Source organism: Halorussus ruber (assembly GCF_004765785.1).
Taxonomy (GTDB): Archaea; Halobacteriota; Halobacteria; order Halobacteriales; family Haladaptataceae; genus Halorussus; species Halorussus ruber.
Map to the genome: position 1 here is coordinate 298,305 of NZ_SBIT01000007.1, position 13,374 is coordinate 311,678.

At 61.5% G+C, this 13,374-nt stretch carries 13 protein-coding genes and 1 tRNA gene; 5 read left to right on the plus strand and 9 right to left on the minus strand.

Annotated features, from left to right (window positions below; genetic code table 11):
- Positions 1-66: 66 nt before the first annotated feature.
- The gene (locus EPL01_RS12770) at positions 67-1,215 is read left to right on the plus strand and encodes a site-2 protease family protein (RefSeq protein ID WP_135825647.1); all 1,149 of its coding nucleotides are present in this window, start codon (positions 67-69) and stop codon (positions 1,213-1,215) included.
- 83 nt (positions 1,216-1,298) lie between these two features.
- On the opposite strand, the gene EPL01_RS12775 is transcribed toward EPL01_RS12770, so the two are convergent.
- The 9 genes from EPL01_RS12775 to EPL01_RS22210 form a co-directional block, all read right to left on the minus strand.
- Positions 1,299-1,901: a hypothetical protein gene (locus EPL01_RS12775; protein WP_135825648.1), complete on the minus strand. Its 603-nt coding sequence runs from the start codon at positions 1,899-1,901 to the stop codon at positions 1,299-1,301.
- 74 nt (positions 1,902-1,975) lie between these two features.
- Positions 1,976-2,248 (minus strand): DUF8065 family protein, encoded by a 273-nt coding sequence (locus EPL01_RS12780; RefSeq protein WP_135825649.1) that lies wholly within the window; start codon positions 2,246-2,248, stop codon positions 1,976-1,978.
- 264 nt (positions 2,249-2,512) lie between these two features.
- Positions 2,513-2,616 (minus strand) — tRNA-Gln (locus EPL01_RS12785).
- 186 nt (positions 2,617-2,802) lie between these two features.
- Positions 2,803-3,231 carry a metal-dependent transcriptional regulator gene (locus EPL01_RS12790; protein ID WP_135825650.1) on the minus strand — a complete coding sequence of 143 codons (429 nt, stop codon included), beginning with the start codon at positions 3,229-3,231 and terminating at the stop codon, positions 2,803-2,805.
- A complete protein-coding gene (locus EPL01_RS12795; protein WP_135825651.1) occupies positions 3,228-3,719 on the minus strand; it encodes a ferritin-like domain-containing protein in 492 nt (163 codons plus the stop codon). The genes EPL01_RS12790 and EPL01_RS12795 overlap by 4 nt, the downstream gene beginning before the upstream one ends.
- A 141-nt stretch (positions 3,720-3,860) precedes the next feature.
- Positions 3,861-5,075 carry a Fe-S cluster assembly protein SufD gene (gene sufD / locus EPL01_RS12800; protein WP_135825652.1) on the minus strand — a complete coding sequence of 405 codons (1,215 nt, stop codon included), beginning with the start codon at positions 5,073-5,075 and terminating at the stop codon, positions 3,861-3,863.
- Complete coding sequence (gene sufB, locus EPL01_RS12805) at positions 5,072-6,502, minus strand: Fe-S cluster assembly protein SufB (protein WP_135825653.1); 1,431 nt, start codon at positions 6,500-6,502, stop codon at positions 5,072-5,074. The genes sufD and sufB overlap by 4 nt, the downstream gene beginning before the upstream one ends.
- Before the next feature lie 9 nt (positions 6,503-6,511).
- Positions 6,512-7,423 (minus strand): Fe-S cluster assembly ATPase SufC, encoded by a 912-nt coding sequence (gene sufC, locus EPL01_RS12810; RefSeq protein ID WP_135825654.1) that lies wholly within the window; start codon positions 7,421-7,423, stop codon positions 6,512-6,514.
- Positions 7,424-7,572: 149 nt separating this feature from the next.
- A complete protein-coding gene (locus tag EPL01_RS22210) occupies positions 7,573-11,625 on the minus strand; it encodes a DNA polymerase domain-containing protein (RefSeq protein WP_135825655.1) in 4,053 nt (1,350 codons plus the stop codon).
- A gap of 135 nt (positions 11,626-11,760) precedes the next feature.
- On the opposite strand from EPL01_RS22210, the gene EPL01_RS12820 reads away from it, so the two are divergent.
- The 4 genes from EPL01_RS12820 (at position 11,761) to EPL01_RS12835 (ending at position 13,336) form a co-directional block, all read left to right on the plus strand.
- Positions 11,761-11,946 (plus strand): DUF7331 family protein, encoded by a 186-nt coding sequence (locus EPL01_RS12820; protein WP_135825656.1) that lies wholly within the window; start codon positions 11,761-11,763, stop codon positions 11,944-11,946.
- A 48-nt stretch (positions 11,947-11,994) separates the two neighbouring features.
- The gene (locus EPL01_RS12825; protein WP_135825657.1) at positions 11,995-12,372 is read left to right on the plus strand and encodes a DUF7322 domain-containing protein; all 378 of its coding nucleotides are present in this window, start codon (positions 11,995-11,997) and stop codon (positions 12,370-12,372) included.
- Positions 12,373-12,430: 58 nt separating this feature from the next.
- A complete protein-coding gene (locus EPL01_RS12830) occupies positions 12,431-12,715 on the plus strand; it encodes a hypothetical protein (RefSeq protein ID WP_135825658.1) in 285 nt (94 codons plus the stop codon).
- 195 nt (positions 12,716-12,910) lie between these two features.
- Positions 12,911-13,336, plus strand: a complete 426-nt coding sequence (locus tag EPL01_RS12835) for a DUF7346 family protein (protein ID WP_135825659.1) — start codon at positions 12,911-12,913, stop codon at positions 13,334-13,336.
- Positions 13,337-13,374 lie beyond the last annotated feature (38 nt).

Here is a 13,374-nt window from a genome sequence, read left to right on the forward strand (position 1 = left end):
CTCCGAGACTCTCAGAAACCTCCGAGCGCCGAAAGTTATTATCTCGCGCAATCCTACACTCTCGACGTGAGGAACTACAGGCTCACCTCGGTCTGGGGCATCCCCATCCAAATCAACGTCTCGCTGTTAGTGGTCCTGCCCGTCTTGGCGTGGCTGATCGGAAGCGGCGAGCAGATCGACTTCTACACAGACATCATCAACGGGTTCCCCATCGTCGCGCTCGACGCCGCGGCCCTGCAAGTCGGAAACACGCCGTGGCTCATCGGCATCTCTGCGGCGGTCGGCCTGTTCGTCAGCGTCGCGCTCCACGAACTCGGCCACGCGTGGGCCGCCCGACGCTACGGCATCGAGGTCGAGTCCATCACCCTCTGGCTGCTGGGCGGCCTCGCCAACCTGAAGTCGATGCCCCGCGAGTGGAAGCGCGAACTCGTCATCGCGCTCGCCGGTCCGGCGGCGAGCGTCCTCGTCGCGGCCGTCTGTTACGGTCTCGTCGTGGCGCTTCCGGCGTCGGCCCCGACGCTCGTGTTCGTCGTCGGCTGGCTCGTCGTCACGAACGTCGTCCTCACCATCTTCAACCTCCTGCCCGCGTTCCCGATGGACGGCGGTCGAGTCCTCCGAGCGCTACTGGCCCGGAACCGACCCTACGCGGAGGCGACCCGGACCGCGGCGCGAGTCGGCTCGCTGTTCGCCATCGGCTTCGCCATCCTCGGCGTCCTCTCGTTCAGCCCGATGCTGTTCCTGCTGGCGCTGTTCGTCTTCGCGGCGGCCAACGGCGAGTCCCGACTGGTCGCGCTGGAGACGCTTCTTGACGGCGTAATCGCGGCGGACGTGATGACCGCGGACGTGCGGACCGTCTCCGCCGACACCCCGCTCTCGGAACTTGGCACCCGGATGTTCGAGGAGCGACAGACGGCTTACCCGGTCGCGGACGACTCCGGGTCGATCGTCGGCGTCGTCTCGCTGGACCAACTCCGCCGCGGCCGCCGCCGCGACGCCGAAACCGTCCGCGAGGTCATGGCCGAGACCGTCCCGAGAGTGGCCGAGGAGACGCCCATGTTCGAGGTCCTGAGCCTGATGAACGAGTCGAGAGCGAGCGTGGCGCTCGTCGAAGCAGACGGGGACGTGGTCGGGACGATTACCGGCGCGGACTTGGCGACGGTGCTGCAAGTTCGCCGGGAGGCCGGTACGCCGGTCGGTCCTCGGACGGCGATGTAGCTGGGAGATACTCTTACTGTGGGAAATTTTATCGTAGCTCTGTGCGGGTCGGACGTGTTAGTATCTGATTTCTGTTGTTAGGCTCACCGACAGAATGAGGGTTTTTCGTCGCAGTTTAAGGGAACTTCGTCCCAGAGATGTTTGAGCGTTTTTCTACTCGTCCAGCCTTCCTTTTCAGAAATATCGTCAATAGCGGCACACGCCGTCTCTTCAGAGATGTACCCAGATTGTCGGAGAAGCGCCACCGGTACGCCGAGTGAGAGAAGGCCAACGTTGAGGACGTCCAGATCGAGTGTTCGTGTCAGATATGCTCTCCCACCCTCGTACAGTTCCTCGTCACCACTATCCATCAGTAAGATACCGTCGATGTCCCGAGCGTTCTTCTCAACGAGGACTTTGATCGACTCTTCACCCGTATCGAACCGGGTTGACCCACCACAGAACTCGACATTCATCGGGGACTCTTCGGTATCAAGCGCATCGAGAACACGGTCGGCAGCGTCTCCTTTGCTCTCCTCTTCTTCAGTTGCAAAGTCTTTCTCACCACTTTGTTTATGGGTGTGCAATTCGGATTCGCATTTGTTTGTCGTCGTAATATTTTGATGTCTGGAGAATACGTCCCAACAGTCCAGCCGAGCATAGGCGATGAGCGCATCTGTGTCTGCAACTAAAGGGTGTACTGTCACGTTATTTATACTCCTGCGATCGAGTCATCATCTCTGTCGGTGGTGCTCGCATACGTCTCGAAAAGAGCGTTCGGCTAGTCCGATATGTACCGCGAACTATCTTCTGAGAGAACTTGCCGCGACCCCTTCGTCGTCGCATCAGCAACGTCGAACTCTGTCTCTCCTAGTAGCTGTTTCGCTACCTGTTCCGAAATCTCTCCCTCGTCGAAGAGTTCGTAGATATCGGCTTTGTCACGGTCGGTCAGTTGCGACCGAACCGCCCTCAGGACATCACCCTCGATGGGTTCGTCCGTGATTTCTTCGGCAACACGGACAGCCTCAGGGAGTGTTGGATGTTTGAGAGACATAGGCCTGTTCCTACGAGGGAATAACGTAGGAATTGGCTATAAGCGTTTTCATCGTTGCCATATCGTGAGCAGATGGGGACGACGTCAACATTAGTTGTGTCCGTAAGGATACTACTGTCTAGGGACCCAGTCTGAGGAGAATACGAAGGAATCAGTATCGATTCCGAATCGGCGGTGCTGCAAGTTCGCCGGGAAGCCGGGACGCCGGTTACTCCTCGGACGGCGATGTAGCTGAGATTTAGAACAAGTATAAGGAATTTGTCATAGTCCCGGGCGGATTCGAACCGCCGTCATGGGCTCGCTTCCGTGACGACTCGTAACCCGACACGTCCAAAGGCCCATATGATTGGCCGCTACACCACGGGACTACACTCGCTTCGCTCGTTTGTCCCGTGAGCATCGAGAATCCTTCGGATTCTCTCAACACCGCAGGAGTTCTCCTGCGAGGCTCGCGGTCCGTTGGACCGCTCACCATCACGGGACTTCACCTGTTTCTAACGCGATGAGGCACTTGAACGTATCGCAATCGAAAGACACCGAGAAGAACTCACACCCTAGTCCGCTTCGCCTTCCCCGACTAGCTCGGCGCACATGTCGGCCTCGGCGTCGAAGCAGTCCGGGCAGTGTGGTTCCCGGTCGATGATGGTGTCGAGGCGCTCGGCGACCGTCTCGTCGATGACGCTTTCGAGGGCCTTGGCCTCGCTCGGGAACTCCTCGACTTCCAGCACGTTGTGGAGGAAGCGCTCGATGATGCAGTAGGTCTGGAGGGCCTCGCGGGCCTGTTCGATGCCGTCGTCGGTGAGCGTGACGCCCTTGTACTTCTCGTGGTCGGCCAGCCCGCGGTCCTGAAGCTTGCCTATCATCTCGTTGACGCTGGCCGGACTCACGTCGAGGCGGTCGGCCAGCGCGCCGGTCGAGGCCGGACCGTTCTCCATCTTCTGCACGAGGTAAATCGCCTTGAGGTACTGGTCTGCCGTGTTCATTCTCTGGCCTCCATCACCGCGGTCACTTCCTCGACGCCGTGGGCCTCTTCCTCTCGAATCTCCTTCAAGGTAGCGAGCAACTCCTCGCGGTCGAGACCGAAGTCGGTGTCGCTGGATTCGATGGCCTCGATGAGGTCGTCGTAGAACTTGTAGGCGGTCTCCTCGCCGTGGAGTTGGTCGTAGAGGACGCCGTCGAAGTCCTCCGGCCCGGTCTGGGCGTAGGTGGCTTCGACCAGCGCCTCCACCTCTTCGAGGGGCACGGCCTCGGCGTCCAACTGGTCGATGAGCGCTTCGAGGCGCTCGCGGTGTTCGGCCGACTCCTCGCGGGCGTCTTCGAGGAGTTCCTCGATGTCGTCGTCGCGCTCGTCGGGCGAGAGCGTCTCGTAGTGGCGCGCCGCGCGGACTTCCACGACCTCCTCCAGCACGACGGCGATTTGGAGGAGGCGGGCGAGTTGGTTGTCAGTCGAGACGCGGTCGTGGACGCTCATCCCGACCACCCGTGATTGCTCGGCGATGCGGCTATCATTGGTACATTTTCGGGAGTTGGGCGACTTAACAGGTTTGGTCCCGGCTCTCGGTCGAACGACGCGAGAAAAGGAAGACGAAAGCGAAGAGCCGAAAGGAAGACGCTACTCGTGCAGTCGCTCTTCGATGCGGGTCTGGAGGTCCTCGCGGAGTTCCTCGACTTCGACTTCTTCGAGGACGGGCACGAAGAAGCCCTCGACCAGCATGTTGCGGGCCGACTCGTCGTCCAGACCGCGGGAGGTCATGTAGAACATGTCCTCCTCGTCGATCTGGCCGACCGTGGCCGAGTGGCTGGCCTCGGTGTCGTGGTTGTTGATGATGAGCTTCGGGGAGGCGTCGGCCTCGCTCTCGTCGCTCAGCATCAGGGTGTTCTCGCGCTGGTAGGAGTTGGTGTCCCACGCGTCACGACCGACGTCTTGGACGCCCTCGTAGACCGAGCGGGCCTCGTCGTCGAGCACGCCGCGGGTCACGAGATCCGCGGCGGTGTGAGCCGTGTTGTGCCAGACGCGAGCCGCGATGTCGAAGTGCTGGTCGTCGTGGCCGAAAAAGGCCCCGACCGTCTTGGTCTCCGAGCCCTCGCCGTCGAGGTTCGTCTCGACCGAGGACTTCGTCAGGCGCGACCCGATGTTGCCCTCGACCCAGTTGACCGTGGCGTAGTCCGAAGCGCTACCGCGCTTGAGCGTGTAGTTGTACGTCTCCTCGTCGAGGTCCTGCAGCGACCCGTACTGGACGTGGCTGTTCTCGCCCGCGGCGACCTCCACGATGCCGCTGTAGTAGCGGTCGCCCTCGACGTCGTCACCGGTGTCCTGTCGCTCCAGAATCGTCACCGAACTCGACTGCTCGGTGACGACCAGCGTGTAGTTGAACAGCGACTGGGAGTTCTGGGTCGTCCGGATGGTCACGTCCTCGGCGTCGACGTTCTTCGGGACGTAGACCAGCGTGCCCGTGCTGAACAGCGCGGTCGAGAGCGCGGTCAGGTAGTTCTCCTGCGGGTCGATGACCGACCCGAAGTGTTCCTTCAGGAGGTCCTCGCGCTCTTCGATGGCTTCCGAGATGGGCAGGACTTCCGCCTCGTCGGGACCGACTTGGTCCTTCTGTTCGGCGGCGTTCAGCGGGTCCACGAACTCCTCGTAGTCGAGCGCGTCGAGGTTGGTCCAGTCGCGGCCCGGCGTCCGAATCACGTCGGGCATCTCCAACTCACCGAGCGCGTCCAGCGCGTCGAGGCGGGTCTCGAGGAGCCACTCGGGTTCGCCGAGCTCCTCGGAGATTTCGCGGACGGTCTCTTCGGTGATGGTCTCGTGTACCTGCGTCGCAGTCATCCGAGACTCCCCTCCATTTCGAGTTCGATGAGTCGATTGAGTTCGACGGCGTACTCGATGGGCAGTTCCTCCGTAATCGGCTCGATGAACCCGGAGACGATCATCTGCTTGGCGTCGTCGTCGTCCAAGCCCCGGCTCTGGAGGTAGAACACGTCCTCGTCGCCGATTTTGCCGACGGTCGCCTCGTGGGCCACGTCCACTTTCGACTCGTCGATCTCCATGTACGGCATGGTGTCGGAGGTGGACTCGTTGTCGAACATCAGCGCGTCGCACTCGACCGACGTGGAGGAGCCGGTCGCGCCCTCCGAGATGTGGACCAGACCGCGGTAGTTGGTCCGGCCGCCGTCCTTGCTGATGGACTTGGACTCGATGGTCGATTTGGTGTTCGGCGCGTTGTGGTAGACTTTCGCGCCGGTGTCGATGTTCTGGCCCTCGCCAGCGAACGCGATGGTGATGTTGTTCGCGGAGGCTCCGCGGCCCTTCAGGATGGTGCAGGGGTAGAGCATCGTCGCCTTCGACCCCATCGACCCGGAGACCCACTCCATGCGCCCGCCCTTCTCCACGATGGCGCGCTTGGTGTTGAGGTTGAAGGTGTTCTTCGACCAGTTCTGCACGGTCGAGTACTGGACGTGAGCGTCCTCCTTGACGAACACCTCGACGCCCCCGGAGTGGAGGTTGTGGGTGCCGTACTTGGGTGCGGAACAACCCTCGATGTAGTGAACCTCGCTGCCGGGTTCGGCGATGATGAGCGTGTGCTCGAACTGGCCCATGCCTTCCGAGTTCATCCGGAAGTACGCCTGCACGGGCATCTCGACGGTGACGTCCTCGGGGACGTAGACGAACGAGCCACCGGACCACACGGCACCGTGAAGCGCCGCGAACTTGTTGTCCGACGGCGGGACGCAGGAGGTCATGAAGTACTCCTTCACGAGGTCCTCGTGTTCTTGGACTGCCTCGTCCATGTTGCAGAACACGACGCCCTTCTCCTCCCACTGCTCCTGCATGTTCTGGTAGACGACCTCGGACTCGTACTGGGCACCGACGCCCGACAGCGCCTTGCGCTCGGCTTCCGGAATGCCCAGCTTCTCGAAGGTGTCTTGGATGTCCTCCGGCAGGTCGTCCCAGCTATCCGCGCCTTCGCGCTTGTCCACGTCGGGACGGATGTACGGGACGATCTCCTCGATGTCGAGCTCCGAGAGGTCCGGCTGGCCGGGCCAGTCGGTCGGCATCGGCATGTTCTGCCAATGCTCCAGCGCGCGGAGTCGTCGGTCGAGCATCCAGTCGGGTTCGTCCTTGTCCTCGCTGATGAGGCGGACGACCTCTTCGGTCAGGCCCTTGTCGGACTTGACCGCCGCGCTCTCTTCTTTCTTGAACGAGAAGCGCTCCTCTGTGTTTGTCTCTTTTAGTTGATCTTGTTCCGAACTCATGCTATCACCTTATGCTGCCTCGTAGACTTCTTCTCGGACCCAGTCGTACCCCTTGTCTTCGAGCTTCTCGGCGAGTTCAGCGCCACCGCTCATGGCGATTTCGCCGTCGAGCATGACGTGAACGTGGTCGGGTTCGACGTAGTCGAGAATCCGCTGGTAGTGGGTAATCTGGAGAATGCCGGTGCCCTGCTCGTCGCGCAGGGCGTTGATGCCGTTGGACACGTCCTGCAGTCGGTCGATGTCCAGCCCGGAGTCGATTTCGTCCAGCACCGCGATGGACGGTTCGAGGATGGCGGCCTGAAGCACCTCGTTCTGCTTCTTCTCGCCGCCGGAGAAGCCCGCGTTGAGGTAGCGCTGGGCGAACTTCTCGTCCATGTCGAGCAGTTCCATCTTCTCGGAGAGAATCTGCTGGAACTCGGCGACGTCGACCTCGCCCTCGTCGGCGGGACCTTCCATCGGACTGGTGTCGTAGCCAGCCTCGTCTTCTTCGTCGGCCGCTTCCTCGTCTTCGTCCTCGAACAGCTCCTCGCGCTCGTCGAGCTTGGCGTTCAGGGCCTGTCGGAGGAAGTTGACCATCGTGACGCCCTCGATTTCGGCGGGGTACTGGAAGCCGAGGAAGACGCCGAGCGCGGCGCGCTCGTTCGGTTCGAGGTCCAGCAGATTCCACGTTCGCATGTCGTCGGGAATCTCGACCTCGTCACCGAATTCGTTCTCTTCGAGGTGAAGGAGGACCTCGCCCTCGGTTACCTCGTAGGCCGGATGGCCAGCGACGACTTTCGCCGTGGTAGATTTCCCGCTCCCGTTGGGACCCATCAGGGCGTGAATTTCGCCGGATTTGACCTCGAGGTCGACGCCGTTGAGAATCTTCTCGTCGGCTTCGACGACCTCAGCGTGTAGATTTTTGAGTTCTAGCGTTGCCATTGTTAGGCTCACCTAAGTCGTTCTGAGAAAGGGTCGTGCGACCCATAATGCTTTCGCATTCCCACGTAAATGGTTTCGCGCGCCGGAAAATAACTTTCCGGAATGAGAAAAGCTATCACGCAGACCGCGAGGGGAACGTAGCCTATTCCTCAAACGAAACTGCCGAGACCGGTCTGTTCCTGCCCGGATTTGACCTCGTCCCACGAGATGTCGAGGGCTTCGAGGATGCGCTCGATGGGACCCTGCAGCGTCTTGTCGAGCATCTTGTCCCAGTCGATGTCGAACTCCTCGGGCACCTGGTCCGCGAACTCGAAGCAAATCACGTCGGGGTCCTTCTTGAACTCCCGATAGAGCCTATCTTCGCGGGAGCTCCCGCTCGGGTCGAAGCCCTTCTCGTTCTCCATTCTTTGCCAGAAGTCGGGGTGGACGCCTTCGAGGTAGAGGCGCTTGGGCTTGCTCCCGCGCTGGAAGTTCGTCCCGAGCATGACGTTGGCGTACTTCGCGCCCCGGACCTGTGCGGTGTCGGTGTCGTAAGCGTCGAGGCGCTTGCCGATACCGCCGGGGATGCCCACGTCGTCCAGATTCACGTTTCCGTCCTGGTAGTCCTCGATGACATCGTGAACGTAGTCCTTCACGTCGTCCAAGTCCTCACCGTGGACGATCATGTCGATGACGTTCTTTTGGACCTCTTTCGTGATGGGCGCGATGTCCGAGCGCTTGTACTCGAAGCCCGTGATGTCGATGTCGTCTACGTCCTTGCCCTCCTTCCAGACGATGTGGCCCGCGTAGCGCTTCTTCTTGCCCGCTTGGAAGAACCGCCGGTAGAGTTTCTCGAACTCGATCTGGAAGCGGTGTTCCTCGGCGTTGAGTTCCTCGCGCGCGAAGTCGCCGTACGCCTCGTTGATGTGTTCCTCTATCTGGAAGGACTGTTCGATGGCTTCATCCTTGTCGACTCCACCACCGAGTTCGAGCATGACTGAGTCGGTGTTATGGAGGACAATACCACCGACTGCATCCACGAAGTTCTCGTTGTCCTCGACGCTCAAGTCGTAGACGTACCCATTGTGTTCAACCTCGGTAAGCACGGGTTCTCGACCAGACCGATAGTAATCACAGGTCCGAATCGTGTACGAGTCCTTCGAGTCGCGGTACTTGAGCGAATGTTTCTTCCCGCGTTGCGTGAGCAACATCGACAGTCCGGCGGCCAGTTCACGGCTCACCGTCTCGAAGTCGAAGTTCCGCTCGGCGTACTCGTCGGAGTACCTCGGGAACTCGCGCGATCCGTCACCTTCTACGAGCATCTGAAGGAACACATCCTGTTTCTCTTCGGGGAGGTGGAACACGAATGACGGAATTCGTTTCCCTCGGGAGGTCTGTCCGGCGAACTCTCGGAAGAATACTGCCGAGAGTTCGTTCATCATCTGTAGTTTTAGCGTACCGTCGTCGTACGTCACCGAATCGTCGCCGCGGAGGGTTCCGTATTCGACGGTTCGCTCGTCGCGCACATCACTCGCCACGATGCAAGCGGTGGTCCCATTGAACAGGCGATGATAATCCTCTTGCAACTGTTCGAGCCATTCGCGGTTCGATTCGGCGATGCTTGCGCAGAATCGACTCTCTGTCGTCTCCTCAGTCGATGCACTTCCTTCAGGAACGTACGCACCGAGAAGTCGAAGCAGGGCTTGGCCGTCCTCGCTGTCGAGGTCGATGTGCCGCTTGACGGTGACGGTCTTGTCGAGGCCGTGGTGGTGTTCGTGGCCGAACCAAACACACTCGTCGTCGGCGTGTATTCGCTTCGTTTTTGTCGTCGTTCCGCCAGTTCCACGACCGTCTTCGTACTCTCGCTCGTATCCCTTTAGAACCTCGTAGACGTCAATTTCTCCGACTTCTTCGACTTCGGGTAGGTCCGGAGTCCGCAAGGGGGCATCTACGTCCTCGGGCGTCGCCTCGACCAACTCGTTGCCGTCTTCGACGACGTAAGAGTGGTCGCGCGTCGTCACAGACTCGCCAAACTTGTGCTGGAGTTTGACGACCTCTTTGTCCGTCTCGTGGCGAATGACTCGTTCGATGGATTTCCACTCTGCATCTCCATCGTCGTTCACGGATAGTGCTTCCCACCCGTCGAGCGCGGCGTAGTCCTTCGGTGATTCGACGCTGGCGACGGGGCCGCCGTCGGCGGTCACGAGAATTTCGTCGCTCGGTCTCGGCGTTGCCAACTCGAACAGTTCTTCGATGGGTCGAATCCGGACTTCGCCGTCCGGGTCACGTACGACGATGGGTCTATCGCCGGTTACGCTGTCTCCGTATGCCACCTCGTACCCCATCTTTTTGGCAGTTTCTTGGGTGTACTCGATGACGTCTCGCCCGGTCGCCGTGATGGCGGCACCCATCGCCTTGTCGTAGAGACGGAATCGTTCCCATCCCAACACCCCGTACAAAGAATTCATAATCACCTTGACAGCTCTCTGCTGGCGGTCGAACCGCTCGTACTCGGGGGTGTCGGGTTCGCGCTCGTTCCGGAGGGCCTTCTTCTCCTCGCGCTCGGCCAGCGTCTCGTCGATGATTTCGCGGATGATGCCGTCAGGTTCCTTCCGGAAGTGGGTCCCTGTGGGGGCGCGATAGGTCTCGCCGTCGTACTCGTCGGGGTCCACCTTGGTCTCGGGCGAGGCGTTGATGGTGGTCATCGACATGGGGTAGAGGCTCTTCAAGTCCAGCACCGTCACGTTCTCTCTGACCCCGGTAATCGGCTCGAACACCGCGCCGCCCTCGTAGTCCTCGCTCTCCTGTTTGCCCTTCGAGGGGAGCGCGAACTCGCCGTGGGCCTTGTGGAGGACGTACATGTCCACCGCGTCGCCGGGCGTCGTGGCGTCTTCGAGTTTGCACCCGACGAAGGAGGCCACCTCCTCCCAGAAAGAGACGATGTCCTGCTTGCGGTCGAGTTGGACGCAGAGTTCCACGTCCCTGACGTTGTATTCGAGGAGTCGTGCGGGGTCCTCCTCCCAGAGGTCGCCGATGTCGCCGGGGTAGCGCTCCTTGCCGACGCCCAGCTCGACTTCGCCCACCGCGTCGAGGCGGTAGGATTCGAGTTCGGAGAACTGGGTGCGCTTGTAGCCGTACAGCAGGTCGAAGACGACCCGGCCCTTGACCGTCGGCGCGCCCCAGTCCGAATCCCAGACCTCGTTCACGCGCGAGAGGCGGTCCGAATCGAGGTCGTACTCGTGGGGACCGTTCAGTTCGTCCAGTCGGTCGATGAGGTAGGGCGCGTCGAAGTCGTCGGCGTTCCACCCGGTGACGATGTCCGGGTCGGTCGTGTCGAGGTAGTCGAGGTAGGCTCCGAGCATCTCGCGCTCGTCGCCGAAACTCCGGACTTCGAGGTCGATGTCCTCGATGGGGTCGTAGCCGGGGAGTTCCTCGGGGGCCTCGGCGTCGCCGACCGGCGCGTCGTAGAGCCACGCGATGTAGGTCTCGTCGTAGGAGTCGAACGTCGTGAGACAGATAATCGGCTCCTCGCCGTCCTCGGGGAAGCCAGAGCGGTCGTCGACCTCGATGTCGAAGTAGTGGATGCGGGGGTCGGCCTGCACCTCGACGGTCTCCAACTCGTCTACCTCGTCGTGGAAGTGCAGGTCGCCCTCGTCGTCTCGGCGCTCGGGAATCCGGATGCCGCTCTTGATGTCCTTGTCGATGAGGAACCGGTTGGGAAACAGGATGTCGGCCTCGTAGTGGTCGAAGTCGTCGCGGATGTTCCCCACGTCGCGGGGCGTCTGGCCGAATATCTTGGTCAGTTTTTCGCCCCGGATGCTCTCGTAGGGGTCGCCGTTCTCGTCGGTCGTCTCGCTGCCGGTGAGTCGGTCGTACTGCTCTTCGGGCGGGCCGTCGAGCGAGGAGGTCGGCGCGTAGAAGTAGGGTTCGAACTCGTGGACGTGGACGTGTTCGAGGCCGTTGTCGGGCGTGCGACCGAAGACGTGGACGATGGGCGTCTCGTCGTCGCCCGAGCCTTCGATGGTGTAATCGACTTGGATGACAGAGAGTTCGATTTCGCCGTCGGGCGCGGGAAGCCAGTCGTCCTCGTCCACGACCGAGTCGGCGGACTGGTCGGCGCTTCCGGCGACGGCGCGGGCCTCTGCCGCGACGTCGCGCTCGGTATCGCCCTCAGAAAATTGGTGGAGACCAGATTGTTCGTCGTCAGACCCCGAATCGCTCATATGCCCGGAGTTTGGCCCTTTCGGGTAAAAACCCTCCCTTTTCAGGGACTAGTCGGGACGATTCGTCCGGGAAACCTTTCCGCGACGGAAAGATATATAATGTGTTAACACTTACCACGGGACGAGGTGACGCCTATGTCCGACCACGTCAACCCTGGCGACGAGCTGGATCGTGCGGAAGCGGCGCTTCCCGAACCCGCCGACTCGGAAGCGACGATCGAGTCCTACGACACAGAGGACGGCGTCGTATTCTACGACGCGGAGAACCCGTTGGCGTGGTTGAAAGCGGGCCGACCGCTCACGCTTAAAGAGCAAATTTAACGCCGACGAGGACGAAGCGCTTTTCCTCGTTCCTTCCGGATTCGAAGTGTGGCCTCCGACGATTCGACGCCGGACGACAGCGACGACTCGGTAGCCGAGCTTCTGCCCGAGGACCCGCCGCAGGCCGAGACAGACCTCCTCCCGGACAATCCCGCGGACAACCTCGGTACGGACGACCTCGTGCCCGAGCCGCCGTCGGTGCCCGATACGTCGAAAAAGGAGGACGAGGCCGACACCGAACTCAAAAAGCAGTTCTGGTCGCTCGTTCTCATCTTCAACGTCGCGCTGTTCGGCATGAGCCTCGGCCTGATGGTCGCCGGTTTTCGCGGTCGCTGGCAGGTCGGCGGCGCGATTTTCCTGGCGGGCGCGTTCGCCTTCCTGCGCGGCTGGCGGCAGTATCAGTCCGTGACCAGCGACGACGAATAACCGACTGCTTTCCCGCGACTTCCCGACTGACTGCGCTCGGCCGACCAACCGCCAGCGAATGCTCGGCCGACCAACCGCCAGCGAACGCTTGGCCGACCAACCGCCAGCGAACGCTTGGCCGACCAACCGCCAGCGAACGCTTGGCCGAACTCCTCTCGGGTGGGATGAAGGGGCCGCCCGGTCGCGGCCGAAGGCCGTGGTCGTCTCCGCGAGCAACTATCCGCGCCGGGCGGTGCTGAGAGGCGCGGATATCTCGCGGAGCGACCGCCGGGAGACAAACCGCGTCTCCCGAGGTCACGTTCGCTTCGCTCACGTGACCGCGACCGGGCGGGGGCTTCAATAGACGTTCACGGCCACGATTCCCCCTTGAATCCCCAATAAAACAAGGCGACTGGCGGGGGCTTCAGGAAGACACCACCACCGCAATCCCGCTGTTCGCATTCCTAACCACGCCAAGATAGAGCAACCGGACGAAGCCTTGCGAAACGAGTTCCCGAAGTCCAGAAAGCCTAACCCCGGCCCGCGCCTACCACGGCCCATGAGAACCGTTCGGGACGATACCGGCGATATCTTCGTCCTCGTCAAGGAGTCGGGCGACTCCTGTAAGGTCCGGAACCCCGAGACCGGCGAGGAGACCCATCGAAAGCGCGACGCGCTCGAACCCGTCTCCGGCGAGTCGCCGCTTTCGACCGCCGCGCGGGCCGTGCCGGAACCGGCCCGGCGGATTCTGACCGCCGCGCCCGACGACCGGGCGCTCGGCCTGCTCGTGGACCTCCGCGAGCGCGGCCCGCACTCGGTTCGGTACCTCCTCGACGCCACCGACCTCTGCGAGAGCGACCTGCTGGGGCTGCTCACCGAGTTCCGCGCGGCCGGTCTGGTCGCGGAGACGACCGTGATGGGCGAACGCGGCTACGCGACGACCGACGCGGCGGACGAGGGCCTCCGCTTTCTCACAGAGAGATAACTATACAATTCTTAAGCCCTCAAAAACAATCCTCAGAG

Excerpts from the sequence above, each read along its gene's own strand:
- EPL01_RS12780 (WP_135825649.1), bottom strand. The coding sequence starts at position 2,248 with ATGTCTCTCAAACATCCAACACTCCCTGAGGCTGTCCGTGTTGCCGAA.
- EPL01_RS12790 (WP_135825650.1), bottom strand. The coding sequence starts at position 3,231 with ATGAACACGGCAGACCAGTACCTCAAGGCGATTTACCTCGTGCAGAAG.
- EPL01_RS12795 (WP_135825651.1), bottom strand. The coding sequence starts at position 3,719 with ATGAGCGTCCACGACCGCGTCTCGACTGACAACCAACTCGCCCGCCTC.
- sufD (WP_135825652.1), bottom strand. The coding sequence starts at position 5,075 with ATGACTGCGACGCAGGTACACGAGACCATCACCGAAGAGACCGTCCGC.
- sufB (WP_135825653.1), bottom strand. The coding sequence starts at position 6,502 with ATGAGTTCGGAACAAGATCAACTAAAAGAGACAAACACAGAGGAGCGC.
- sufC (WP_135825654.1), bottom strand. The coding sequence starts at position 7,423 with ATGGCAACGCTAGAACTCAAAAATCTACACGCTGAGGTCGTCGAAGCC.
- EPL01_RS22210 (WP_135825655.1), bottom strand. The coding sequence starts at position 11,625 with ATGAGCGATTCGGGGTCTGACGACGAACAATCTGGTCTCCACCAATTT.
- EPL01_RS12820 (WP_135825656.1), top strand. The coding sequence starts at position 11,761 with ATGTCCGACCACGTCAACCCTGGCGACGAGCTGGATCGTGCGGAAGCG.
- EPL01_RS12830 (WP_135825658.1), top strand. The coding sequence starts at position 12,431 with ATGCTCGGCCGACCAACCGCCAGCGAACGCTTGGCCGACCAACCGCCA.
- EPL01_RS12835 (WP_135825659.1), top strand. The coding sequence starts at position 12,911 with ATGAGAACCGTTCGGGACGATACCGGCGATATCTTCGTCCTCGTCAAG.